Below are 23,939 nucleotides of genomic sequence, written 5' to 3'. Positions count from 1 at the left end.
ACTGCTGGCCGGCCGGTGAGTTACCGACAGTCAGGGACTCACCGCCCGGTCAGGGACCAGGCGTCCTCACTGGTGGCTGAGTCATGACCGTCGTGGTAGTCCACGACCTCAGAGAGATCGCGGGTGCGTTCGGCCATATCCCGGGCGATGAGGTCAGCGCCCCAGTCCTCCTCCGCACCCGCGGAGGCGCCACCGGTCTCGGCACTGGCCTGCGGCTGGGCCGCGGCGGCACCCGGCTCCCCGGCTGGCTGCTGGGCGGGCGCACCGGGTTCGGCGCCAGGTGCAGCGCCAGGCTCAGCACCGGCCTCCAGGGGCTGGGACTGGACCACTTCAACCTCGGCGGCGGCGTCATAGGGTGCCGGGGCGGCGTCGTCGCCGTCGTCCTCACCCTTGATGGCGGCGAGAACATCGGCGAGCTCCTCGGGGGCCACCAGCACATCACGGGCCTTGGATCCCTCGGAGGGTCCGACGACCCCGCGGGATTCCATGAGGTCCATGATCCGGCCGGCCTTGGCGAAGCCCATTTTGAGCTTGCGCTGCAGCATGGAGGTGGAGCCGAACTGGGTGGTGACCACCAGTTCGGTGGCTGCCAGCAGCAGGTCGAGATCCTCCCCGATGTCCTCGTCGATCTCGCGTTTCTTCGGCTCCATGGCCTTGACCGCATCCTCGCGGTACTGGGCCTGCAGCTGGGATTTCACATGGGCGACGACGGCCTCGACCTCGGACTCGTTGACCCAGGCGCCCTGGACACGCATCGGCTTGGACTGGCCCATCGGCAGGAACAGAGCGTCACCTTGGCCCAGCAGCTTCTCGGCTCCCACGGAGTCCAGCACCACGCGGGAGTCGGTGGCCGAGGAGGTGGCGAAGGCCATCCGGGAGGGCACATTGGCCTTGATGAGGCCGGTGACCACATTGACCGAGGGGCGCTGGGTGGCCAGCACGAGGTGGATACCGGCGGCACGGGCCAGCTGGGTGATGCGGACGATGGAGTCCTCGACATCGCGGGGGGCGACCATCATGAGGTCGGCCAGCTCGTCGACGATCACCAGGAGGTAGGGGTAGGGCCGCAGCACGCGCTGGCTGTCCGGGGGCAGGGTGATCTTCCCGGCCCGGACCGCGGCGTTGAACTCGTCGATTTTCTTGTACCCGAAGTGGGCGAGATCGTCGTAGCGGTTGTCCATCTCCTTACAGACCCACTCCAGGGCCTCGGCGGCCTTCTTGGGGTCGGTGATGATGGGGGTGACCAGGTGCGGGATGCCCTCGTAGGCGGTCAGCTCCACACGCTTGGGGTCGACCATGACCATCCGGACCTCATCCGGGGTCGCGCGCATCAGGATGGAGGTGATCATCGAGTTGATGAACGCCGATTTACCGGCACCGGTGGCACCGGCGACCAGCAGGTGGGGCATCTTAGCGAGGTTGGCCAACACGAAGCCGCCCTCGACGTCCTTACCGACACCCATGACCATGGGGTGCTCGTTCTTCCGGGCCTTACCCGAGCGCAGCACATCACCAAGGGCAACGACTTCCTTATCCCGGTTGGGGATCTCGATGCCGATGGCGGATTTGCCCGGGATGGGGCTGAGGATGCGCACCTCATTGGAGGCCACCGCATAGGCGATGTTCTTCTCCAGGTTGGTGACCTTCTCCACCTTGGTGCCCGGGGCGAGTTCGATCTCGTAGCGGGTCACTGTCGGACCGCGGGAGAACCCGGTGACCTCGGCGTCGACCTTGAACTGGGCGAAGGTGCGGTCCAGTGCCTCAACGATCTCAGTGTTGGCATCCGAGCTTTCCTTCGGCGGGGGCCCTGCCGGCAGCAGCTGCTGTTCGGGCAGGGTGTAGGTGACATCCCCGGAGAGTTCCAGCTGCTCGGAGCGCACTGGGAGGTCGGTGGCAGGGGCTGGGGCCTCCGGATGGGAGGTTGCCTTGGGAGTCGACGACGCGGAGGAGACTCCGGCGGCACGTTTGGTCGCCTCGATCTGCTGCTCCTGCTTGGTGGGCCGCTTCTTGCCCGGTTTGGGGGTCTCGGGCGCCTCGGCGTCGAAGACCGGGGTGTCGTAGGCACCCTCTGCGGGGTCCAGAGCCGCCGTGGGTGCGGTGTCCGCGGGATCCGGGACATCGGCAGTCTCCTGGGCGTCGTCGCCGGAGAGTTTGGCGAAGAAGCTGGGCCGCTCAGCCTTGGCGGCAGCCTTCTTGGCGCGCTTGGGCCGCGGGTGGGTGGCAGCACCGGCGTCGTCGTTCTCGTAGTAGACGGCGTCCTGCTGCTGGGAGGCGCCACCGGTGGGTGCCTGCCGGGTAGCGGGGCGGGGCTCCTCGGGGTCGCCGATGATGTAGTTGCGGGCCACTGCGATCCGGGCGGGGATCCGGCGCACGGGGGTGTCGGTGAGCACCAGGAGGCCTGCGGCGAGGATCACCGAGAGGATGACCCAGACGGGGTAGACGGTGACCAGGGAGGCCATCGGTACCACGACGAGGTAGCCGAGGATGCCTCCGGAGTCGATCATGGCAGCGAATCCGCCGGTGTCCCCGGAGTCGAAGATCTCGTTGATCGTGGGCACTCCGGCGGCGAGGTGGGCCAGACCGGCGGAGGAGGCGAGCACGATGGACAGTCCGATGGCGACCCGGCCGTTGGCCTCGTGTTCCTGCGGGGTCCGGAAGTACCGGAAGGCGGTGATCAGCAGCGCCAGCGGCAGCAGGACCGAGGCCCAGCCGAAGGTGCCGGCGGTGATCCGGTGGACGAGGTCGGTGCCCCAGTGGTCCCAGTTGTGCGCACCCCACCAGTCGGTGACTGCGGTGAGGACTGCGAGCAGGAAGAAGACCAGCCCGGCGCCGTCGCGGCGGTCATCGGGGTGGATCTTGATCTGGCGGCCGACACTGCGCACAGCTCCGCCCACCGGGGTGGCCAGGGTCAGCCAGAGCCCGCGCGCAGCGGTGAAGACGATGTTGTTGTCCTCAGCCTGGGCAGTGGTGGACTTTTTCGACGTCGTCGCGCGGGACTTTCCGGAAGATGTAGTTTTCTTTCCGGACGACCGCGAGGGGGAAGTACGTGTCGCCATACCCCCAACTTAGCCGCTGACCCCCGCGTGTCGCCGGATATACGCGCCTGCGAAGCTGTGTGGGAGCCTGCACACACTCAAGCTACGTGGCTGCGCTCCAGGCCCCGCCCGAACGGTGCGGGCAGCGCGATCCCTCCGCGCAGGCCCCGAAAGCGCTCGAAACCTCAGGTTTCGACGACGACGGGGACGATCATCGGCTTCCGGCGCAGTTTGCGGTTGACCCAGGAGCCGATAGTGCGGCGCACGATCTGCTGGAGCTGGTGGGTGGTGTGCTCCTTATTGTCCTGGATGGCCTCGGTCAGCGCCTTGGCGATCTTGGGCTTGATGTTCTTGAAGACCTCGTCCTCCTCGGCTACACCGCGGGCGTGGATATCCGGTCCGGAGACGATGTGTCCGGTCTGCCGGTTGACCACGGTGATCACCGAGATGAAGCCCTCTTCGCCCAGGGTGCGCCGGTCTTTGAGCTCGGAATCGGTGATCTCACCGACCGAGGAGCCGTCAACGTAGACGTAGCCGGCCTCGATCTGGCCGGTGACTCGGGCCAGCCCGTCGCGCATATCCACCACGGAGCCGTCTTCGCACAGCAGTACCCGTTCGGGGTCCACACCGGTCTGCTCGGCCAGTTTGCCGTTGGCGATCAGGTGCCGGTGTTCGCCGTGGACGGGCATCGCGTTACGCGGTTTGAGGATGTTGTAGGAGTACAGCAGCTCCCCTGCCGAGGCGTGCCCGGAGACATGGACTTTGGCATTGTCCTTATGCACGACGTCGGCGCCGAGCTTCATCAGTCCGTTGATCACCCGGTAGACGGAGTTCTCGTTGCCGGGGATGAGGCTGGAGGCCAGGATGATGGTGTCGCCTTCGCCGACTTGGATCTGGTGGTCGCCATTGGCCATCCGGGACAGTGCCGCCATGGGCTCACCCTGGGAGCCGGTGGACATCAGCACCACCTTGTGATCTGGCAGGTCCCCGACCTTCTTGAGATCCACCAGGATGTTTTCTGGGATCTCGAGGTAGCCCAGCTGTTTGGCAATCGACATATTGCGCACCATGGAGCGCCCTACGAAGGCGACTTTGCGCCCGTGGGCTGCGGCGGCGTCGAGCACCTGCTGGACGCGGTGGATATGGCTGGCGAAGCTGGCCACGATCACCCGGCGCTGGGCGCGGGAGATGACCTGGTCGATGGTCGGGCCGATCTCCTTCTCCGGGGTGGTGAACCCGGGGATATGGGCGTTGGTGGAGTCGGAGAGGTAGAGGTCAACGCCCTCCTCGCCCAGCCGGGCGAAGTGGCGCAGGTCGGTGATCCGCCCGTCCAGGGGAAGCTGGTCCATCTTGAAGTCGCCGGTGTGCAGCACGGAACCCGCCTCAGTGCGGATGAACACCGCCAGCGAATCCGGAATGGAGTGGTTGACCGCAACGAACTCGCACTCGAAGGGCCCGAAGTTCTCGGTATCGCCCTCGCGCACGGTGAGTGTGTATGCGTTGAGCCGGTGCTCGTTGAGCTTGGCCTCGATCAGCGCGAGGGTCAGCTTCGACCCGATGATCGGGATGTCCTCCTTCTGCCGCAGCAGATAGGGCACCGCGCCGATATGGTCCTCATGCCCGTGGGTGAGAACAAGCCCGACGACGTCGTCGAGCCGGTCTTCGATATAGCTGAAGTCGGGCAGGATGAGGTCCACACCGGGCTGCTCCTCCTCGGGGAAGAGCACACCGCAGTCGACGATCAGCAGTTTGCCGTTGAGCTCGAAGACGGTCATATTCCGCCCGACCTCACCGAGGCCGCCCAGCGGAACGATCCGCATGGTGCCGTCTTTCAGCTTCGGCGGGGTCTGCAGCTTTTCAGGTGACACGTGGATGAAGGCTCCTTTCTAGAGCTGCCAACCTGCCTCTCGCAGGTCGGCGAGGATGAGCTCCTGCTCACCCTCATTTGCCTGCACCAGGGGCAGGCGGACGTCTGTGTTGATGGGGAAACCCAACCAGTTCAGGACCAGCTTGGAGGAGACTGCGCCCTGGACCCGGGTCATCAGCGCACGGATAACCGGTCCCAGCTCGGAGTGGGCGATGCGGGCATCCTTCAGCTCGTAGTTGAGCACCGCGTCGATCATCCGACGGAAGGTCGGGGCTGCCACATGGGCGGTCACCGAGACCACACCGGCGGCACCCATGGCCATCCAGGCCAGCACGTTCTGGTCGTCACCGGAGTAGATCTCCAGGTCAGTCTTGGTCAGCACCTCGGTGGTGGCGGTGATGTCGTTCTTGGCGTCTTTGAGCGACATGATCCGCGGGTGCTCGGCCAGTTTGAGGATCGTCTCGGTTTCGATGGCGATCCCGGAGCGGCCGGGGATGTCGTAGATCATCAGGGGGAGGTCGGCGGCGTCGGCCACTGCCTTGTAGTGGGCCAGCACCCCGTCCTGGGAGGGCTTGTTGTAGTAGGGGGTGACCACCAGCTGGCCGTCGGCACCGGCGCGCTCGGCGCGGGCTGCCATCTCCAGGTCGTGGCTGGTGTGGTTGGTGGAGGTACCGGCGATGATCTTCGCACGGTCACCCACTGCGGACTTCGCGGCACGGACCAGATCGGCCTTCTCATAGTCCTCCAGAGTGGAGGTCTCACCGGTGGTTCCGGAGACCACCAGGGAGTCATTGCCCTCGTCCACAAGCTTGGCGGCCAGGGCCTCAAATGCTTTGAAGTCCACCCGGTCATCCTCGGTGAATGGGGTGACCATGGCGGTAATCAGGTGACCGAAATAGGGGTCGGTCTGATCAGGGTGTTTGACCTCACCTTTGGCCAGGTATGGGTCGAACTCGTGGGGCTGCTCGCCGCCTGCGGCATCGATCTGGGAGTCCATAGGGAGTAGCCTACCGCTGTGAGCTTGCGAGGGACGCCATATGGGACGATTTAGGCGCAGCGCGGGACGAACTGGTTCCCGCGGAGGTCGACTGTGGGGTGTTGATGCTGCCCGCGGGGTGGCTCTGATCGGCATGATGCTGGTCCATGTGCTGACCACCACTGATGATGCCACCGGTGAGCCGACCTGGGTGGGCATGATCTTCTCCGGACGTTCAGCCGCCCTGTTCGCGGTGTTGGCCGGGGTGGGGATCGCCCTGCTGACTGGGGGCTCCGATCCGGACCGTTCCAATGCTGAGGTCAGCCGGGATCGGAAGGGTCTTGCCATCCGCGCCGGACTGGTGGTGCTGATCGGTCTCTCTGCGGCCCTGTTGGATGCCGGGGTGGCGGTTATCCTGGTCCACTACGGGCTGATGTTCCTGCTGGCTCTGCCGTTCCTGCGCCTGGGTGCGAAGTCCCTGTTCGGACTCACCGCTGCTTGGACTGCGCTGATGCCGGTGGTCTTCTGGTTCGCTCAGAATCGGCTGCGGGACCATGAGGGCGCCCTGCCGGCTGATCAGCGCCTATGGTCCTCCCCCGCACTGACTGACCTCGCCCGGCCCCAGCTGCTGCTGCAGGACCTGCTGCTGACCGGTTATTACCCACTGCTGCTGTGGCCGGCTTTTGTGTTCTTCGGGATGGCCATTGGCCGCCTGCCGCTCAAGCGCGGGATCACCGCCCAGTGGCTGCTGCTGCTCGGTGCAGGCCTGGCTGCCGGCACTTATCTGGTGCATTGGTTGGCCATTCAGCATACGGAGGTGGTCACCCGGATCGCGGCTTCCGGAAACTGGTCGGAGACCGAGATTCTGGGTGGTCTGGAAGTCAATGACCATTTCATGCCGATGGTCGCCAGTGAGGACTGGTTCCTGCTGGCCACCGCCCATCAGGGCAGTCCAGTAGGCCTGCTGCACCATATGGGCTGCGCGGCCGCAGTATTGGGCCTGTGTTTGATGGCGGAGAAGGCTAAATGGCTGATCGCCCCGCTGGCCGGTGCCGGGGCGATGCCGCTGACCCTGTATGTGGGGCATCTGGTGGTTCTGCATTTCTGGCGCAGCGATCAGCAGTGGATTCCCGCGGAGTTCGCTGAGCTTTCGGCACCGATGCTGGCTGTGTGGTTTGTCGGCGGCTTCCTGGTGTTGGGGCTGGTCAAGATGCTGCTGCGTCGTCGTGGTCCTTTGGAGGGTCTGGTGTATGCGCTCAGCACCACGGCGACCCGCTAGCTGACCCTGACGGTAGGTAGGCTTAGGGGCATGGCTGATGAGTTGAAAGTTGCGGTGCTGGGTGCCCGCGGACGGATGGGCACTGCTGCAGTTGATGCGGTGGAGAAGGCTGAGGGCATGGAGCTGGTTGCGGCTCTGGGCCGCGGTGACTCCCTGGAGAAGGTCACTGAGGCTGGGGCCACCCATGTGGTGGATCTGACCATCCCCGATGCCACGGAGACCAATGTTCATTTCGCGGTGGAGAACGGCATCCACTGTGTTGTGGGGACCACCGGGTGGGATGCTGACCGGCTGCAGCGGCTTGAGCAGAAATTGGCAGCCAACGACGACGTCGGGGTGCTGATCGCCCCGAACTTCGCCTTGGGTTCGGTACTCGCCTCCGCGTTTGCGGCCAAGGCTGCCCAGTATTTTGAGTCAGCCGAGATCATTGAGCTGCATCATCCCAATAAGGTGGATGCCCCTTCCGGGACCGCGGTGCGGACTGCTCAACTGATGGCTGCCACCCGGGCTGAGGCTGGGACCGGGCCCTCTCCCGATGCCACCGAGAAGCAGTTGGACGGTGCCCGTGGTGCTGATGTTGATGGCATCCGGGTGCACTCTGTTCGGCTGCGTGGGCTGGTGGCCCACCAGGAGGTGCTGCTGGGTTCCCCCGGTGAGCAGCTGACCTTCCGTCACGACTCTTTCGACCATGGCAGCTTCATGCCCGGTGTGCTGCTGGGTCTGCGGACTGTTGCCTCCCGGCCTGGTCTGACCCACGGGTTGGACGGTTATTTGGACCTCGGTCTATGAGTAGTAAGTTCTGGACCTTCGTGATGATCGGCCTGGTGGTCATCGTCATGGCGGGGGCTGCAATTTCTGGTGTGCGGTTCCTGCGGGTCGATGACACGGTGGCCCGGCTGCTGGGTGCCGGCACGCTTCTGCTGGTGGCTCTGGGTGCCTGGTTCCTCTGGCATGCGATTGCCTTCGGCGCCCGGACTGAGCGACTGGGCAAGATCCTGGAATCCGAGGGCGCTCTGCCCGAGGACACCGTGGAGCGCTCCCCTGCCGGACGCCCGAACCGTGAGCAGGCCGATGAGCAGTTCGAACGGTTCAAGGCCGAGGCTGAGGCCGCCCCGCAGGACTGGCGGGTCTGGTACCGACTGGCCTACGCCTACGACGTCGCCGGGGACCGTGCCCGCGCCCGCCAAACTATGAAGAAGGCCATCGATATGCACCGGTCCCAGCCGGCCGGTTAGCGATCCGCGTTTACGGAGTTCACTGAGTTCGACTCAGGCTGGCAACGTTTCCTTCGGCGTGCTGGCATAGACCCGGATTTCTACCAGGGAGTCGTGGGAGGCGGCGGGTGCTCCGACTATGGACAGCGCTGGTGGCTCCGTGTCACCGAGCCACTGCTGCCATGCGGTGGTGAAGCCCTCCAGCTCCTCCATATCCAGCAGCCACACCTGGGTCATCACCAGGTGGTTCTTATCTGCGCCGAGTTCGGCGAGGTACTCCTCAGCCCGGGTGAGGATCTCGTGGGTCTGCCCCGCGGCGTCGAGGCTCTTATCTGAGGCCGTGGCGCAGAATGAGGCCAGCCCCTTGGCCGCTGAGGCGAGGTAGATCCCGGGGCTGCCGCCACCTTGGATTCTTCCGGCCTTGGTGACCGTCACGATGCGCCCTGGGTTCGCTCGGCGATGGCGACTACCTCGATCAGCGCATCGGGGCGGAACAGTTCTCCGGAGACGCAGGTGCGTGCCGGTGGGTTCTCGGGGTCGATCCAGGTGTTCCAGGCCTTATTCATCGCTGAGAAGTACCGCATGTCCTTGAGCCAGATGTGGATCATCAGGATGCTCGACTCATCCTGACCGAACTGCCCCAAAAGTTCGGAGAGCCGGTTCAGACACCAGGCGGTCTGCTCACCGATATCGCCGGAGCGGTCTTCGGCATGTATACCGGAGAAGAAGATCAGATCATCAGTGGCAACGGCTTCTGAAGCCCGGGCCCCGGCTACGTTCTTTACTCCGATACGCTCCATAGCTCCTGCCTCAGTCGGACTTCAGTTCCAGGGCATCGACGATTCGGTCAGCGCAGCGGGGTGCGCCCTCCGGCAGGGAGCCGTTCTCTTCGGTGACGAAGCTGAGGTGTTTGGCCCGGAACTCGCGGTAGTCGGGCCGATCAGCGCCCAGGGCGGCTTCCACTGCCTCGGTGGCCGAGGAGACGATCGGCCCGGGAACCTCAGCCTCATAGTCCACCGCCAGGCCGCGGGCCTTGGTGTAGTGGTTCATATCGTAGGGCCAGAACACGGTGGGGATCTCGCGCAGGGTCGCCTCGTAGGTCACCGCCGAATAGTCGGTGATCACCACATCGGCAACGGCCAACCAGTCCAGCACCCCGAAATCGGTGCCGATGATAGTTCCGCCGCCTTCGGGCAGAGGTGACTTATCGATCGGATGCGGCAGCAGAACCAGCGTGTTCGCGCCGTCGTCGTTGGTTTCCCCGTCATGGTCGGCGAAGGCGGCAGCCAGCTTCGTATACGGGATGTGCTGGCCGCGCCGGAAGGTCGGAATGTAGAGCACAATCCGCCCGCCCTCTTTCTTGGTCTGACGCAACCGCGGATAGTGGTTAAGGATCTTCTCCCGCTTGGCCCCCATGATCTCCTCATTGAGGAGGTAGTCGATCCGGGGCATGCCCAGTGGCTGGACTCGTTCGGCGGGGATCCCGAAGGCCGCGGTGTAGATGGCTGCCGGGACCTGACCGGAGGCGCAGACGAAGGTGTAGTTCTGATGCATCCGCATGGTCGCAGCCACCCGCGGATGAGGGCCTTCCTTGGTCCCGGAGGCCAGGTGACCGAACTTCTTGATGGCCCCCAGGGCGTGCCAGATCTGACCGATCCGCAGCTCCGGGCGGTGATTGAGAATGCTGACCGGGATGATGTAGCCGTCCACCAGGCAGCCCGAGCAGGTGGCCAGGTGGTACATCTCCCGGAACGCCTTGGGGATATAGGAGGGCGAGAGCTTCTTATGCTTGATCACCACAATCCGGTGATCAGGGTGTTTGCGGCGGATAGCATCCTGCAGGAGCGTGAAATCTACCGTGATCTGCTTAGGTTCGCGGGTGATCAGCACAACCTTGCGCTGCACCGGCAGCAGTTTCATTGCCGCGTAGATGGTCCGGGCCCCACCAACCATGAAGCCCAGCGCATGCGGAAGGATACGTTTCTTCAGGTCCCCCAGATCCTTCCTGACTCGAAGCCGATACACGCGTGCAATACCAGAGATACCCTAACGTAAGCGCCAGGAATCGGCCGGAACTATTGCGTTCATCGGGGGTTGGAGTACGGAATGACCCGCCTGCGAGGGACCTCCGCGGGAGGTTCCCTGGGCACATTTCAGGTACCGTGGAGCGCTATGCGCGTGACGATTCAACCTGACACCGAAGGCGTGCTCAACGCCGATGCCGGCACCACTGTCCGGCGCAGCGTCCTGCCCTGCGGGGTCCGGGTGCTGACCGAGGAGATGCCCGGGGTCCGCTCAGTGACCATCGGCTACTGGATCGGTGTCGGTTCCCGGCATGAGGCCGACCACCAGTACGGCTCCACCCACTTCCTGGAACACCTGCTGTTCAAGGGCACCACCAAACGCTCGGCCCTGGATATCGCCGCGGCATTCGACGCCGTCGGCGGTGAGTCCAATGCGGCCACCGGTAAGGAATCCACCTGCTATTACGCCAGAGTGCTCGACGCCGACCTCCCCCTGGCTGTGGATGTGCTCACCGATATGGTCACCTCCGCGGTCATCGATCCCGAGGAGATGGAGACCGAGCGCGGAGTGATCCTCGAGGAACTGGCCATGGCCGAGGATGACCCCGCCGATGTCGCCCAGGAGCGATTCACCGCCCAGGTGCTCGACGGCCATCCCCTGGGACGGCCGATCGGCGGCACCCCGGAGGCCATCGAAGCTGCCACCCGTGAGGACGTCGTCGACCACTACCGCCACTGGTACCGCCCCGAGGAGCTGGTCATCACCGCAGCCGGCGGACTGGACCATGATCAACTCTGCCGGATGGTCTCCGAGGCCCTGGAAAGCTCCAGCTGGGATATCAGCATTGCCTCCTCCCCCACCCCGCTGAAGACCGCACGGGATGAGGTCATCCCCGTGCGCGCCGGCACCGAGCAGATCACCAAACAGGTCGAACAGACCCAGCTGCTGCTGGGCGGGCGTGGATTCAGCGCCTCGGATCCCGACCGCTTCGCCCTGAGCCTGCTGCATGCGGTCCTCGGCGGGGGCATGTCCTCCCGCCTGTTCCAGGAAGTCCGGGAGAAGCGCGGCCTGGCCTATGCGACCTACTCCTTCTCCGCGGCATTCACCGATGCCGGGCTCTACGGCCTCTACGCTGGCTGCCTGCCCTCCAAGGTGGAGCAGGTCACCGCGGTGATGGGTGAGCAGCTGGAGCGGATGGCCGCCGAACCGGTCACCGAGGAGGAGCTCACCCGGGCCAAGGGCCAGCTGCGCGGCGGCACGGTCCTGGGTATGGAGGAGACTGCCTCACGGATGAACCGCCTGGGCCGGGCTGAGCTGGTCCGCGGTGAGTTCGTGGACATCTCCGAGACCTTGGCCGAGGTGGAGGCGGTCACCGCCGCCGATATTCAGAAGGTCGCCGCCCGGCTGCTGGACTCACCGCGCGCGGTCACAGTCGTTGGACCTGCCGCGTAGAGTTGTCCCCATGGATGACTACGACGCTGAGGCCCGGGTGATCGCACCGGTCATCGTCTCCACCCGAGCGGCCACCGGTGAGCGCGAGGATGAATCAGCCCCGATCATCGCCCAGTTCGCGGAGCAGATCGGGTTCATCTGCCGTCCCCCGGTGATCATCCCCGATGGCGAGGGTGTGCTGGCGGCCCTGTCCGAACTGCTGGTGCAGATTGAACCGGCGGTGATCATCACCTCCGGCGGCACCGGGCTGACCCCAGATGACCTCACCCCCGAGTACACCAAGCCGATGCTGGATAAGGAGATTCCCGGCGTCGTGGAGGCCATCCGCGCCCACGGCCGGACCAAGAACCCCCTGGCAGCACTCTCCCGCGGTGTGGCCGGAGTCAAGGACTCCACGGTGATCATCAACCTTCCCGGCTCACCCAAGGCCGTACGCGAGGGCATGGAGGTCTTGGTGGAGCTGCTGCCGCATCTCTGCGACCAGGTGGCCGATATCCGCGATGGCCACTGGGGCGAGTAGCACCTCAGTAGCTGCCGTAGTGGTGCCCGGTCTCGGAGAGCTCGAAGAAGTTCCCGTCGATCGAGTTGTAGCAGGAGACCCGGTTGGAGATGTTCATGCAGACCAGGAACCCATCGGTGGCCCGCTGCTCATCCCCCAGTGAGATGCGCTCATCATCGGGCTCGAGGTAGGCCGCACAGTCCATTTCGGCTTCCCCATCGGCCTGCATCCGGTAGGTGACCCCGTCCTCACAGTCATCAGGTGAGCCGAAGTCGTGATCGTAGACGGTGCAGGTGACGCCATCGGCGAATTCGCACTGGATATTGCCGTCATGCATCTGGAAGGCGCCGGTTTCCTCGGCGTCCTCGATTCCCATATAGCGGTCGACCCAACCGGTTCCCACAGCGGTCAGGGCCTCGCCCTGGCCGTCCTCGGGGGCCTGTTCACCACTGCGGGCTGATTCGAAGACTCCGGCGGCGTGGTTGGAGGAGCACTCGCTCTGGAGGTCTGCGAAGGTCTCCTCCAGCAGTCCGGCGTCCTCATCCCCGGGCCAACCCTCTTCCTGGGTTCCGGCGGTGATGAACTGGGCGACGACGCCGGCATCCTCCTGGACCTCACAGCTGGAGTCCTCAGGCAGCCCGGCAACGGCAGTGCGGGCCTCCTCGATGGCGGCCTCGTCATCGACTTCTTCCTCGGTGCCTTCTTCAGTACCGTCCTCCCCGTTGGCTTCCTCCTGCTCTTCAGCCGGGGCCTCGGGCTCTTCAGCCGGGGCCTCGGGGCTTGGTTCGGCGGTGGGTTCTTCATCCTCGCCACCGAGCAGCACGATCAACAGTGTGATGAGCGCACCGACACCGACCACACCGAAGATGGCTGCGGCAATGGGCAGCACCGGCAGGCGACGCTTCTGGGGCTCATCCTCCGGCTCCGGCGGAGGCTGTGCGGATGTCTGGGCGTAGCCGGCCTGGGCGTAGCCCGGATGCGCCGGGGTCTCCTGTAGGGGCGCCTGCTCAACAGGGACCTCATGGGCGGGTGTTCCCTGGGGTGGGGTGCTCGGCGTCGTGGATTCCTGTGTGCCCGGGTTCTGCGCCCCCGTGGTCTGGGGTGCTGCCCCGGGGGCGGCAGGCGCGGCTGCCCGCAGGCGCTCCAGGGGTGTGTTCCCGGTCGGCGGGTCCTGCTGGTCGCCTGTCTGTTCCTGGGTGCTGGCAGGCTGTTCTGGGGCCGGTGGCTCTGTGGGCACAGCAGCAGTAGGCACTGGTCCAGCGGGATCAGTCTCGGTGTACTCCGCCCCTGTGTCCTCCGGGTCAGCGTAGTCCTGCTGGTAGTCCTGTTCGGGGTAGTCGGAGTAGCCGGCACCGCTGTAGTCGATCTCGGTGTAGTACTCCGCCGGCTCGTCCCGATAGGCGGGGATTTCGGTACTGTGGGTGTCCCACATCCCGCTGATGGGGTGATCCGGCTCGGCAGGTTCCGGCGCCGGCGGCTGCTGGGAGGCCGGTGGGGTGTCTGCGGGAATCTCTACGCTGGAGGGGCGAGCGGCGATGGCCGCGTCGATTTCGGGATCGCCAAGGGCACCGAGGGCGTCCACCAGCTCCTGATAAGTCCCCGGGTTTCCCGCCACAGCGGGGCGCACTTCCGGGTGATTCTCAGCGATCCAGTGCAGGACATCCCAGTCGGTGAGTGGGTTGGAGGCCATAGCCTCGAGGTCGCGGTGATCGGTCATTATCATCCCAGCATAAGTTGGGCAGCATAACGTCGCACAATCCCCGCCAGTGCTTTACAGCACTATAGCCCTGTTAAGGGGCCTAGCGAAGCGCAGGCCCAACTTCAGGCGTGAAGCTCGGCGCCACTGCAGCCGAGCGAGAGGCGAGCGGGGTTTCCCCGCCGCCGGGACCAACTCAGTTATTGGCGGCGTATTCCTCGAAGGTACCCTCGCGCATGGCTTCACCGGCCGCAGCGAAGGCATCGAAATCTGCGACGACGATCGACTCAGAGCCGGCAGTGCCGATGCCGTGGTTGGGCAGGGTGAAGAGGTCGATATCCCCACCGCGGACGCTGCGCGTGGACCAGGCGACATCGGTGACATAGCCGCCATCGGCCAGTCCGGAGTCCACCGCCATATTGGAGGCGAAGGTGGAGACCATATCGTGGACTTGGCCGGGATTGGTCATAGTCGAGGGCTGCAGGACCTCTTGGAGGACACCTCGCATAAAGGCCTGCTGGTTGCGCACACGTGTGAAGTCGCCGTCGGAGAAGGACTGGCGTTCCCGCACAAAGCTCATCGCCTCCATGGGGCTCATATGCTGTGGGCCGGCAGTGTAGTGGTAGCCGTCCCGGGAGCTGAAGCTCTCAGGCACGTTGACGGTGACCCCGCCGAGCTCGCCGACCAGGTTCTGGAAGCCGACCATGTCCACTGTTGCCACGTGGTCGATGGGCACACCCACGAGGTTCTCCAGGGTGGCCACGGCAACGGATGAGCCTTCACCGAAGGAGAGTGAGGAGTTGATCTTGGCTTCGCCGTGTCCAGGGATGGGCACCCAGGTGTCGCGCATGATGGACATGATCTGGATGGAGTCTCGCTCATGTGGGATATGCATCCACATGATGGTGTCGGCCCGCCCGGCATTGGGCAGCCAGGGCACGTCTTCGGTCTCACCGGAGCCGCCGCCGGAGTCGGAGCCGATGAGCAGGATGTTGATCTGCTCATCCTCTTCGCCGTCGTCGCGGGTGACAGGATCAGGGGCTTCGTACTCTTCGGTGTCCTCATCGGGGAAGGTGTGTTCCTCGGGGAGCACGTTGACGGCGTCCTCATAGGCTCCGCGTACGGAGCTGAGGTACCAGAAGGCTGCTGCAGCACCGCCGAGGACCAGCACCAGCATGGAACTGAGCACAATGAGTGTGATCTTCTTGCCGCGCTTCTTCGGCGCTTCTTCTGGGGCCTCTTGGTCGGCGAACAGCTCTTCGGTCACGCATCCCAGCGTAAGGGACCGTTACCCTTCGGAGCGATTCGTGGTGCCCAGCCCGGCCTGTCCCCGCAGCGCGGGAGCCTCCACCGAGACTTGAAACATGCCCTTTTCCTGATGTTGCTATCATGCGGCAATAGTTGTCAGAAGTAATCACTACGCACCTAGACTTTGGATCAGAGTGGCCGCGCCACCGTTGCGCGCCCGCCCGGGGAAGGTTTCAGCGCCATGAAGAGGGTTCTGACCTACGGCACATTCGACCTGCTGCATTGGGGGCATATCCGCCTCCTGAAGCGGGCCAAGTCCCTAGGTGACTATCTCATCGTGGGGGCCAGCACCGATGAGTTCGCCACCGAGGACAAGGGCGTACGCGCTCCGTACCATAAGTTCGAAACCCGCTGCGATATGCTCTCGGCGGTCCGCTACGTAGACCTCGTGATCCCCGAAGCCCGCTGGGACCAGAAGCTCAAGGACATCCAGCGCTACCAGGCCGACGTCGTGGTCATGGGTTCTGACTGGGCAGGCTCTCACCGTTTTGAGTATCTGCGTGACCACGTTGATCTGGTCTTTCTGCCCCGCACTGAGGGGGTCTCCACCAGTAAGATCCGCCGCGATCTATTGGCTGAGGCGGTCTCTCTGCCTACGGGCCAGCATGCGGAGAACGCAGGCGAACCCGCCCCGGTGACCTCCCAGATGGCTGCCCTGCCCCGAACAGTCTGAACTCTCTATCCCTTCTCCTACTGATCCCCTGATGAAGCGAATCCTGACCTACGGCACTTTTGATCTGCTCCACTGGGGGCATATCCGCCTGCTCAAGCGGGCGAAGGCCTTGGGGGACTATCTCGTCGTTGGGCTTTCCACTGATGAGTTCAATGAGGCCAAACCGGGTAAGCAGCCCAGCTATCACCCCTTTGAGGTGCGGAAGATGATGCTGGAGGCCATCCGGTACGTGGATCTGGTGATCCCGGAGACCTCCTGGGAGCAGAAACGCCTTGATGTCTCTGAGTACGAGATCGACACGGTGGTGATGGGCTCTGACTGGGAGGGCTCGCCCCGGTTCGAGTATCTGCGTGAGCAGTGCGAGGTCGTCTACCTCCCCCGCACCGAAGGGACTTCCACCTCTGAGATCCGCCGGGATCTGCTCTTTGAGGCGATTCAGTACAAGCGTGAGGACGAACGGGAGGCTGAAGAGCCCCCCGGTTCAACCGACGACGACGCCCCCTTGCCTCCTACCTCGCAGCTGCGCTCCCTGGGCACCGAGCCGGAGACGAAGCTGCCTCCTCCCCCGGGCCGAGAGTAGGAACCTCTGCCCCGAGCGGTCGGTGTTCAGCCGAGGGTGGTCAGCACCTCCGGGGAGAGGTTGTACATCCGCAGTTTGGCGTAGGCGGCGATCTGCTCATCGGTCAGGGAGGAGATGATCTCGGCCTCAGCCTCTGCTCCACCTTCGACCTGGACCCCGCCCTGAGGCAGGGATGAGCTCAACGGCCCGCCGTGCAGTGGCACATCCACCACGGAGATCGCCGCCGGGGTCAGGGAGATGACATTATTCCGGTCGATCAGGCCCAGGCCCTCCAGCAGGGCTTTCGTTGCCGTGCCGTGGGAGACCACCACTGCGGTGCGCAGGGGGTAGCTGGTGTCCACTGAATCAGTGGGTTCGGCATCGGCCATATCTCGGATGATGCTGAAGAAGGCCTGGGTCATCCGGTCGATGACTGCCTGCGGAGATTCACCCTCGGGTGGGTTGCCTTCGCCCTTCTTCCACGCTTTGTAGAGGTCGCTGTAGTCGGCCTTTGCCGCGGCAGTCTTCATGCCTTCCCAGGCGCCGAGGTTCTGTTCGATCAGCCCGGGCTTCTCCACCGGTTCGATATCGAGTCCGAATTCGGCGAAGGTGGCGTGGGTGCGGCCCAGTGGGGAGACGTATCCGCGGACCGGCTGCTGGCCGCGGACGTAAAGTGCGGCGGCCTGGGCCTGTTCGATGCCGGATTCGGCCAGTGGGATCTCTGACTGCCCCTGCAGTCGGTGTGCCTTATTCCATTCGGTTTCGCCGTGCCGGACCAGTACAACGCGGATCAACGCTTCTCCCCAGGTAGAACATGACTCAAACGCCCTAAGCCTATACGAGTGGACCGGACTCCAGACGCTGGTAGTAGGTCTCTGTGTCCTGGGTGAGGACCTCGGCGGCAGTGCCGTGGGCGGTGATGATCCCGGCAGTCAGCAGCCGCTGGGTGAACCGGAATTCATAGGCCAGATCGTGCATGGCCACCACATCGTTGGTCTGGTTATCGGGGCCGAATGCGCTGTAGCTTGCCCGGTAGCCTTCGGCGGCGAAGTTCTCACCGGCGTAGAAGTCGGCGTTGAACAGTGCGATCTCTGCGGGGGCAAACTGCAGGAGATCGTAGATGATCCGCTGCATTCCCTGGGGTGCCCCGCGGAAGTAGAGCCCGTATTCAAACCTTGCGGTGCGCAGCCACTGCGGCTGTCCGCCGACCTCCTGCAGGGCCGGGGCATCCAGGAAGAACGGCCGGGTGACCGCCATTTGGATCTTGCCCTGGTCTGCTGCTTCCTGCACCTGGTCGTAGGCCCCGATGAGGTCGCGGCCTGCGTAGTAGGCGATATCGGTTCGGCCCCCGGCATCTGCTGGGTCCCCCGCGGGGTTGTGACCGGTGCGGACGACTACATCGTAGGAGTCGATGAGCTCCCCGAGACCATCCCCGGCAGAGGGGCCGACGACGGCGACCCGCTTCCCGTTCACGAGGTCTGCCATCTTCTGGTCCCCGGGCAGCGGCATGCGCTGCCGGCGCAGGGCAGCCTGTTGTTGCAGGGGTTCTGCGTTTCCGGCGTAGAGGGCGGCATCGGCGCTGAGTTTGGCAGCCTGCATGCTGGTCAGCAGGTGGCTGCGGTCCACCGGGGGTTTGGCCGCAGTGCGGGTCAGCCGGCCGATCTGGTCGAGGTAGGCATAGGCGCCCATGAGGTGTTTGAGCCAGATCCCGGATTCCAGGGGGATCCCCCGCAGTTCCCTGACCCGGTTGATGGCCATCGCCTCGCGCAGGCGGAACCCGAGGCTGAACCGGCCCAGATATTGCAGCCGGGCGGCGAGGGTTTCCAGCAGCAGTTGGTGCAGCCCTGGCAGCTGGCGGCTGTGCTGGCTCAGCAGCTGTTCTGCCGCGGCCACGGCGTCGTCGTCGGGGGTTTGGACGAATAGGGCGTCGATCACCCTCCAGAGGCTCTGGTTATCCGGTGCTGTGGCGTCCAGGGGCCCACGTCGGGGTTTCAGATGTGCTGCTGCGGCCCAGATCCGTGGCCAGTCGTAATGGGAGCGCGCCCCGGTGGTGAGGATCCCTTCGATGGCTCGGAGGTCCTGGGGGTTGGCCTCGAAGGCCCGGTGGTAGTACTCGGCGGCAGTGCGGAAGTCGGCCACATAGGGTTTGCGGTGGGCTGCTGCCGCGGCCAGGAGGTTACCGGCGGTGGGTGTGGCCTCCGCACGGCTGACCCGCTCGCTGAGCACCTCGGGTGCACTGGGGTTCCCGGGGATCAGTCCGGCCACGGAGTCGTAGACTACGCAGGTTCCGCGGCCTGTCTCCGGCAGGGCCTGGCGCAGGAGTCCGGCTGCGATCCCCCGGTAGCTGCCGCTGGTTTCCTGTCCCTGGGGTTCAAGCAGGTCGGCGGTACTGCTGATGACGGTGGCCGCACCAGGTAGGCGGCCCACCCGCCTGGCCGTGCGGGTCATCACCGCCGCTGCTGCGATCTTGTACCGCAGCCCATGCAGAGACACCGCCATATTAATAATCCGTCAACTTGGTCCAGCGGACATCTGGTTCGGTCTCTCCCGCGGGCCAGGCAACCTCATACCCCATACGACGGAGCTCCTGCGCTGCTACACGCGGATTGTCTCGAACTGCGGCCGAAAGCTGATGGCTTCGAAAGGTCTTCCTCTGCTCTCGTAAGGCTCTGTCCCAACCCTCCACAGCATGGTTGTTTCTCACCTGGGAATGGAATTGGTGTTCAATCCCCAATGCGCCCTTGACGGATACCTGCAGTTCCTCTCGAAACTCATTCGCCTGTGTACTAAGACTTCCAGCTGCCATCGTTCAGCTGGCATCGTCCTCGCTGAGCAGAAAATTCAAGCCCTGGAGGGTCTCCCAGGCGTAAAACTCCTGAAGAGAATAGGTTCCCTCTTCCGCTTTATGCTGCAGCTCATGTTCACTCAGGCCGAGAGTCCGCAAGAGGGCCGCTTTTTGTGCCTCCACGTGCTCAGCAGACACATATTCAACAGGCAGGACTGTCACGTCTCTCCTCTCGCGCGAAACTTGATGTTTCTTACCATAACGCTTTTCGCTGCGATTTCCTGCCCACCGCCACTGGCTTATCCGCCTCGGGTGATCAGGGCCGGAGATTCTTCGAGCTTCTGGATGTACTGGTCTTCGCTCAGGTCCAGAACTGATCCGGCGACCCCGTATCCGGTCAGCACCCCGGTGGAGGCCATGATCTTGGTCAGCCGGTGTTCGAAGGCCAGATCATGGGCCAGGATGATCTCGTTGACGATCGAATAGGGCCCCAGACCGGAGTCCTTATCCTCCCGGTAGCCGGCGCCGAAGGCGGTCTGCCCGGAGAAGAAGTCGATGTTGAACAGTCCCACCTCGGCAGGTTCGAACTGCAGCACATCGTAGAGAATCCGGCCGATCCCCATTGGAGGTCCGTGGAAGCCCAGGGAGAAGTCGTGGCGGTAGAACCGCAGCCAGTCGGGGATCTCCTCGGTGAAGCTGTTGAGGCTGAGCCCGCGGCCGACCACCATCTGCAGTTCCCCGCGTTCCACCGCTGCTGCGGCCACGGGGGTGAACTCTGCGAGGTCTCGTCCGGAGAAGTAGCTGATATCTGTCCGGGTCCCCAGCCGGGCGGCCTGTTCGGCGTCGAACTCGGTCATCAGCCGGGGCCGGATCACCACATCGTAGCCATCGATCTGCTCGCCCAACCGGTCTCCAGTATCGGCAGGACCGACGACGGCGACTCGTTTGCCGGCGATGAGACTGCGGAACTTCTCCTCACCGGGCAGTGGGAGGTCCTCGGCCCGGGCTTTGGCGTAGTCCACCAGCGGCTGCAGCCGGCCCTGGATGAAGTGGGTGTCGGCGGCGAGTTTCTCCAGCCGATGGCGTTCATTGCGGCTGCCCGGCTCCCAGGGCATGGGATCGATCAGCGCCTGGGCCTCGGCGTAGCGTTCGAGGTAGATCAGTGCGGCCAGCAGTTTCTGCCGGTGCCGGCTGTGCCCGGCGCTGTTGGTGCCCAGCCAGTCGATGGTGCGCCGGGCCAGACCCCGACGGAGGTCGAATCCGGTTTTCATCCGCTGGGCAAACTGCAGCCGGTAGATGATGAGGTTGGTGGTCGGCCAGGAGAGCCGCTGCCTCTTGATATGGGCAATCCCCAGTTGCACGATCCCGGCGCTGATCTGGGCCCGGGTGGCTCCGGTGGCGAACATCGGCCGCAGGGTCTTCATCAGTTTGGCTCGGGTACGCCGGCCGCTGAGCTTCCGGGCGGCTTCGAATTTCTCCGCATTGGCCCAGAGCCGCTGCCAGTCCTGGTCTGCTCTTGAGCCCATGATCACCACACCGCGGAAGGCGGTGGGGCTGGATGGTTTCAGTTCCAGGGCCTTCTCGTAGGCATCCAGGGATTTGTCGAGTTCGGCGATATGCGGTTTGCGGTAGGCGGCGGCGAGATCGGTCCACCATTGGGTCTTGGGCTCGAGTTCGGCGGCCTGTCGCATCAGCTGAAGGCCGGTTTCGATATCGCCGCGTTCGAATTCGAGTTTGCCGCGCTCGTGGATGACGAAGGCGTTCTCGGGGGCGAGCTCCTGGGCGGTGGCCAGGGCTTCGCGGGCTGCTTCGGTATCGGAGACCGGGCCGTGGTCGAGTCCGGCCACGGGGTCATTGGAGACCGCTCCCCAGGAGGCCCGCTGCAGGGACCTCGCCAGGGCCACCCAGCGCAAGGGGTTCTCCGGTTCCAGTTCCACCGCGCGCTGGCGCATGGCGAGTCCGGCCTCATACTCTTTGAGTTTCACAAACCGCAGCGCGTAGCGTTCCAGGGCTTCGGCGTCGTCGAACTCTTCAACGTTGATCTGGTCCAGGAGTTTCTTCGCCCCGGGACGGTTGGCTTCGAAGAGTACGGTGGCGACCTTCTCGTGGAAGGCCCCTACTGGTGAGCGTCCGCCGGTGAGGCTGGCCTCAACTCTGGGGGTCACGGCCCGACCGGAGGCCGCGACGCTGCGCGCCAGGGCAACGTCGAGTCCGGGTACCTGCGCGGTAGTGCGGATCATGCGGCGGGCGAGCTCGGCACCCAGTATGAGTGGTTTGACCATCGCCGAGTAAGTTTAGTCTTTCCTGCTCATCCCGGGGGAAGGCTGGCCCAGTCCAGCTCTGATCGGCGGGTGTCACTGAGTGTGTCTGCGCCCTCACTCTCCTCGCTGAGGCAGGTGTAGAGGGTTTGGCGCAGCTGCCGGATGTCGCTGATGAACAGGGAGATTTCGTGTTTGACCGCGGTGTGTGTCCAGGCCATGGCGTATCGGCAGTGGAAGTCGGTGTGTTCGGGCATCCAGTTCCGCGGGGCGTCGGCGCCTTTGTCCTCGGCTGACTCCTCGGTGGTGGCCAGCAGGTTGGTGGGGTCGTTGTAGAAGGCTTCGCGGTCTTCTTCACTGCGGTGTTCGAATTCGATCCAGGCGTGCTCCACCGGGAGGATGTGGTCGATGACGGTCCCTGCCCCGCTGTAGGGTTCGGAGTCCCCGGTATAGGGGTCGTGGAAGGATCCGCCCCGAACCCCGGACTCGGTGCTGTTCCATTCGACTTCGCGCAGGTCCCGGGCGAGCACCTCGTGGCGGGTGTTGAGTTCCTCCCCCATCTGCCAGTAGCCGAAGAAGTCACGGCGTTTTCCGGCCAGTGGGCTGCCGTGGTGGAAGTAGTCCTCTTCGGCTTGCTCATCGAGTTCTTCGCGCAGCTCGTCGCCGTCGTCACCGGAACAGTAGTCGTTGTCTGGGGAGATGACTCGGGCGTAGGTGGTGGTGATTCCGCCTCGGGGTGGGGTCACGCTGAAGGTCTGGACATCGCAGTCGCCTTCTTCTTCCCGTTCGACGCTGCGGATGCGCACGTGGTTCTCGAGGTTCCAGATCGCATCGGCGTAGTCCTGGGGGCTGTAGTGCTCCCGGGGTCCGCCGCCTGATTCCTCGGAGATCTCGTCTGCACCGGCTGGGGGCAGGTCCTGCCAATCGAGGTCGCTGCTGCGCTGGCCGTCGAGGCTTCCCCCGGAGCCAATGGCCTCATCGAGGCAGTCCATCAGGAGATCGCGGAGGTAGTCGATGTCCCGGGAGAAGAGGGAGACCTCGTGCTTATTGGCGATATGGATCCAGGTCATCCCATAGGCGCAGTGTGCTTCCTCATTGGAGGGCATCCACTCGGTGGGGGTATGCCCGCCCTTCTCCCGGTTGATCCAGCCGATGGTGGTGGTGAGGTTCATGGGGTCGTTGTAGTAGGCGACCCGGTCTTCCCGGGGGCGGTGCTGCATCTCCGGCCAGGTGTGACCCACCGGGATCATGTGTTCGCCGTGGGTTTCGGTATCTCCGATGTTCACCCGCTGACCGGAGTAGTGGTCGTAGTAGGTTCCGGAGACGGTGAAGCTGGAGTTGCCGAGGTCCCGGGCGTGGATTTCGGTGCGGGAGTTGACTCCGTTTCCGTTCACATCGGCCCAGGTTCCGTAGTAGGGCACCCGCTGGTTGACGTTCTCGTAGGGTCGGCCGTGGTAGAAGGAGGAGTCTTCTTCGTCCTTCTCGTCGAATTCCTCGCGCAGATCGTCGCCGTCGGAGCCGGAGCACCACCACCCGTCCTCATCGGAGATATGCACGTAGGTGCGGGTGGATTCTGTCTCCAGGGGATGTTCGACCGTATAGGTGTAGACCTCGCAGTCCCCTTCGGTTTCGCGGTCGAGACTGCGGATATAGGTGGTGGTTTCGAGGTTCCACAGCGCATCGGCATAGTCCTGGGCGGTGTATTCCTGGAAGGGGTTGGGCACCTGATCGGGACTGGAATAGGCCTGCGCACCCGGTGCAGTGAACCCGCCGAGCAGTAATGCGGCAGCTAGAGCGGCAGATAACGCACGACGACGCCCTCGCGCCATATCTGACCACCTCCCCTGTTCCGAACTCACCTCGCCAAAATCTACAGCCTAAGCTCTGGATGGCAAGCCGCCAATGAAGGAGGTCACAGCCACCCTGACCTCTCAGTTCGACTCCGGGGGGTCCCTATGGAGTTGTCAAACAACTGTGGCCAGTCCGTTTCCGGGGCCAGGTTTGGATGCCGTCTCGGCTGCCGTCCCTCCATCACCGGACCTGGTGGGGGCTCAATGGTGGAGGGGTTTGGGCAGGCTGATGCTAAGCAGCTTCAACTAGGGCCCAGTCCGGCGGTGGTCCTGTTGGCAATAGCCAGTCTGGAAGCTCGGGTTCCCCGTATTCGTTGATCCAGACCTCGTCTTCCAGCGCGCGGGCCTGATCTATGGGGCGATCCGCCCCGCTCTCGTCGGGTGGGTGGTGCTTGTGGCTTTTGATGTCATGTAGGGTCGACCAGCAGCGCCCTGCCCAGGGGTCTGGGTGGGTTTCTGCTGG

At 64.4% G+C, this 23,939-nt stretch carries 19 protein-coding genes and 1 pseudogene; 7 read left to right on the top strand and 13 right to left on the bottom strand.

The window, feature by feature from the left end:
• Window positions 1–38: 38 nt before the first annotated feature.
• The 3 genes from HGQ17_RS13280 to dapA form a co-directional block, all read right to left on the bottom strand.
• The gene (locus HGQ17_RS13280; RefSeq protein ID WP_168888434.1) at window positions 39–3,056 is read right to left on the bottom strand and encodes an FtsK/SpoIIIE family DNA translocase; all 3,018 of its coding nucleotides are present in this window, start codon (window positions 3,054–3,056) and stop codon (window positions 39–41) included.
• A gap of 164 nt (window positions 3,057–3,220) precedes the next feature.
• Window positions 3,221–4,855, bottom strand: a complete 1,635-nt coding sequence (locus tag HGQ17_RS13275; protein WP_168888456.1) for a ribonuclease J — start codon at window positions 4,853–4,855, stop codon at window positions 3,221–3,223.
• Between the two features lie 66 nt (window positions 4,856–4,921).
• Window positions 4,922–5,899 carry a 4-hydroxy-tetrahydrodipicolinate synthase gene (gene dapA, locus HGQ17_RS13270; RefSeq protein WP_168888433.1) on the bottom strand — a complete coding sequence of 326 codons (978 nt, stop codon included), beginning with the start codon at window positions 5,897–5,899 and terminating at the stop codon, window positions 4,922–4,924.
• Between the two features lie 40 nt (window positions 5,900–5,939).
• Here dapA and HGQ17_RS13265 point away from each other — a divergent pair, with 40 nt between their 5' ends.
• From HGQ17_RS13265 to HGQ17_RS13255, 3 genes are read left to right on the top strand one after another with little or no spacing between them, the layout of a single operon-like run.
• Window positions 5,940–7,157, top strand: a complete 1,218-nt coding sequence (locus HGQ17_RS13265; protein ID WP_168888432.1) for a heparan-alpha-glucosaminide N-acetyltransferase domain-containing protein — start codon at window positions 5,940–5,942, stop codon at window positions 7,155–7,157.
• Between the two features lie 30 nt (window positions 7,158–7,187).
• A complete protein-coding gene (gene dapB, locus HGQ17_RS13260) occupies window positions 7,188–7,946 on the top strand; it encodes a 4-hydroxy-tetrahydrodipicolinate reductase (RefSeq protein ID WP_168888431.1) in 759 nt (252 codons plus the stop codon).
• Complete coding sequence (locus HGQ17_RS13255) at window positions 7,943–8,392, top strand: hypothetical protein (RefSeq protein WP_168888430.1); 450 nt, start codon at window positions 7,943–7,945, stop codon at window positions 8,390–8,392. Before dapB ends, HGQ17_RS13255 begins: the two co-directional genes overlap by 4 nt.
• A 33-nt stretch (window positions 8,393–8,425) precedes the next feature.
• On the opposite strand, the gene HGQ17_RS13250 is transcribed toward HGQ17_RS13255, so the two are convergent.
• From HGQ17_RS13250 to HGQ17_RS13240, 3 genes are read right to left on the bottom strand one after another with little or no spacing between them, the layout of a single operon-like run.
• Complete coding sequence (locus tag HGQ17_RS13250; protein ID WP_168888429.1) at window positions 8,426–8,806, bottom strand: Rid family hydrolase; 381 nt, start codon at window positions 8,804–8,806, stop codon at window positions 8,426–8,428.
• The gene (locus tag HGQ17_RS13245; protein WP_168888428.1) at window positions 8,803–9,171 is read right to left on the bottom strand and encodes a RidA family protein; all 369 of its coding nucleotides are present in this window, start codon (window positions 9,169–9,171) and stop codon (window positions 8,803–8,805) included. Before HGQ17_RS13245 ends, HGQ17_RS13250 begins: the two co-directional genes overlap by 4 nt.
• Before the next feature lie 10 nt (window positions 9,172–9,181).
• Entirely contained in the window at window positions 9,182–10,324 is a 1,143-nt protein-coding gene (locus HGQ17_RS13240) for a CDP-glycerol glycerophosphotransferase family protein (protein ID WP_168888427.1), read from the bottom strand.
• A 219-nt stretch (window positions 10,325–10,543) separates the two neighbouring features.
• Here HGQ17_RS13240 and HGQ17_RS13235 point away from each other — a divergent pair, with 219 nt between their 5' ends.
• A complete protein-coding gene (locus HGQ17_RS13235) occupies window positions 10,544–11,848 on the top strand; it encodes a M16 family metallopeptidase (protein WP_168888426.1) in 1,305 nt (434 codons plus the stop codon).
• A 10-nt stretch (window positions 11,849–11,858) separates the two neighbouring features.
• Complete coding sequence (locus tag HGQ17_RS13230) at window positions 11,859–12,368, top strand: MogA/MoaB family molybdenum cofactor biosynthesis protein (RefSeq protein ID WP_168888425.1); 510 nt, start codon at window positions 11,859–11,861, stop codon at window positions 12,366–12,368.
• A 4-nt stretch (window positions 12,369–12,372) separates the two neighbouring features.
• On the opposite strand, the gene HGQ17_RS13225 is transcribed toward HGQ17_RS13230, so the two are convergent.
• Together HGQ17_RS13225 and HGQ17_RS15430 are read right to left on the bottom strand one after the other, a co-directional pair.
• Window positions 12,373–14,064, bottom strand: a complete 1,692-nt coding sequence (locus HGQ17_RS13225) for a variant leucine-rich repeat-containing protein (RefSeq protein ID WP_168888424.1) — start codon at window positions 14,062–14,064, stop codon at window positions 12,373–12,375.
• 175 nt (window positions 14,065–14,239) lie between these two features.
• Window positions 14,240–15,310 carry an LCP family glycopolymer transferase gene (locus tag HGQ17_RS15430; RefSeq protein ID WP_168888423.1) on the bottom strand — a complete coding sequence of 357 codons (1,071 nt, stop codon included), beginning with the start codon at window positions 15,308–15,310 and terminating at the stop codon, window positions 14,240–14,242.
• A 222-nt stretch (window positions 15,311–15,532) separates the two neighbouring features.
• Here HGQ17_RS15430 and HGQ17_RS13215 point away from each other — a divergent pair, with 222 nt between their 5' ends.
• Both HGQ17_RS13215 and tagD read left to right on the top strand, forming a co-directional pair.
• Window positions 15,533–16,024 (top strand): adenylyltransferase/cytidyltransferase family protein, encoded by a 492-nt coding sequence (locus HGQ17_RS13215; protein ID WP_168888422.1) that lies wholly within the window; start codon window positions 15,533–15,535, stop codon window positions 16,022–16,024.
• Between the two features lie 31 nt (window positions 16,025–16,055).
• Window positions 16,056–16,445: pseudogene (gene tagD, locus HGQ17_RS13210) on the top strand (glycerol-3-phosphate cytidylyltransferase); the annotation flags it as partial.
• 185 nt (window positions 16,446–16,630) lie between these two features.
• On the opposite strand, the gene HGQ17_RS13205 reads toward tagD, so the two are convergent.
• The 5 genes from HGQ17_RS13205 to HGQ17_RS13185 all read right to left on the bottom strand — a co-directional run bounded on the left by HGQ17_RS13205 (window position 16,631) and on the right by HGQ17_RS13185 (window position 23,455).
• Window positions 16,631–17,377, bottom strand: coding sequence for a histidine phosphatase family protein (locus HGQ17_RS13205; RefSeq protein ID WP_168888420.1), 747 nt, complete (start codon window positions 17,375–17,377; stop codon window positions 16,631–16,633).
• A gap of 40 nt (window positions 17,378–17,417) precedes the next feature.
• Complete coding sequence (locus HGQ17_RS13200; RefSeq protein WP_168888419.1) at window positions 17,418–19,082, bottom strand: glycosyltransferase family 29 protein; 1,665 nt, start codon at window positions 19,080–19,082, stop codon at window positions 17,418–17,420.
• Between the two features lie 310 nt (window positions 19,083–19,392).
• Complete coding sequence (locus HGQ17_RS13195; protein ID WP_168888418.1) at window positions 19,393–19,590, bottom strand: hypothetical protein; 198 nt, start codon at window positions 19,588–19,590, stop codon at window positions 19,393–19,395.
• Between the two features lie 77 nt (window positions 19,591–19,667).
• Entirely contained in the window at window positions 19,668–21,650 is a 1,983-nt protein-coding gene (locus HGQ17_RS13190; RefSeq protein WP_168888417.1) for a tetratricopeptide repeat protein, read from the bottom strand.
• A 26-nt stretch (window positions 21,651–21,676) separates the two neighbouring features.
• Window positions 21,677–23,455, bottom strand: coding sequence for a DUF1524 domain-containing protein (locus tag HGQ17_RS13185; protein ID WP_168888416.1), 1,779 nt, complete (start codon window positions 23,453–23,455; stop codon window positions 21,677–21,679).
• Window positions 23,456–23,939: the final 484 nt, after the last annotated feature.

Origin of the sequence: Nesterenkonia sedimenti (assembly GCF_012641515.1) — a bacterium.
GTDB classification, from domain to species: Bacteria; Actinomycetota; Actinomycetes; order Actinomycetales; family Micrococcaceae; genus Nesterenkonia; species Nesterenkonia sedimenti.
Note: the sequence above shows the minus strand (reverse complement) of the source record. Positions and strands in the feature narration are given on the sequence as shown.

Bases quoted from the DNA above. Each gene is read 5' to 3' on its own strand.
- HGQ17_RS13280 (WP_168888434.1), bottom strand. From the start codon at position 3,056: ATGGCGACACGTACTTCCCCCTCGCGGTCGTCCGGAAAGAAAACTACA.
- HGQ17_RS13275 (WP_168888456.1), bottom strand. From the start codon at position 4,855: ATGCGGATCGTTCCGCTGGGCGGCCTCGGTGAGGTCGGGCGGAATATG.
- dapA (WP_168888433.1), bottom strand. From the start codon at position 5,899: ATGGACTCCCAGATCGATGCCGCAGGCGGCGAGCAGCCCCACGAGTTC.
- HGQ17_RS13265 (WP_168888432.1), top strand. From the start codon at position 5,940: ATGGGACGATTTAGGCGCAGCGCGGGACGAACTGGTTCCCGCGGAGGT.
- dapB (WP_168888431.1), top strand. From the start codon at position 7,188: ATGGCTGATGAGTTGAAAGTTGCGGTGCTGGGTGCCCGCGGACGGATG.
- HGQ17_RS13255 (WP_168888430.1), top strand. From the start codon at position 7,943: ATGAGTAGTAAGTTCTGGACCTTCGTGATGATCGGCCTGGTGGTCATC.
- HGQ17_RS13245 (WP_168888428.1), bottom strand. From the start codon at position 9,171: ATGGAGCGTATCGGAGTAAAGAACGTAGCCGGGGCCCGGGCTTCAGAA.
- HGQ17_RS13240 (WP_168888427.1), bottom strand. From the start codon at position 10,324: ATGGTTGGTGGGGCCCGGACCATCTACGCGGCAATGAAACTGCTGCCG.
- HGQ17_RS13235 (WP_168888426.1), top strand. From the start codon at position 10,544: ATGCGCGTGACGATTCAACCTGACACCGAAGGCGTGCTCAACGCCGAT.
- HGQ17_RS13230 (WP_168888425.1), top strand. From the start codon at position 11,859: ATGGATGACTACGACGCTGAGGCCCGGGTGATCGCACCGGTCATCGTC.
- HGQ17_RS13225 (WP_168888424.1), bottom strand. From the start codon at position 14,064: ATGACCGATCACCGCGACCTCGAGGCTATGGCCTCCAACCCACTCACC.
- HGQ17_RS13215 (WP_168888422.1), top strand. From the start codon at position 15,533: ATGAAGAGGGTTCTGACCTACGGCACATTCGACCTGCTGCATTGGGGG.
- HGQ17_RS13200 (WP_168888419.1), bottom strand. From the start codon at position 19,082: ATGGCGGTGTCTCTGCATGGGCTGCGGTACAAGATCGCAGCAGCGGCG.
- HGQ17_RS13190 (WP_168888417.1), bottom strand. From the start codon at position 21,650: ATGGTCAAACCACTCATACTGGGTGCCGAGCTCGCCCGCCGCATGATC.
- HGQ17_RS13185 (WP_168888416.1), bottom strand. From the start codon at position 23,455: ATGGCGCGAGGGCGTCGTCGTGCGTTATCTGCCGCTCTAGCTGCCGCA.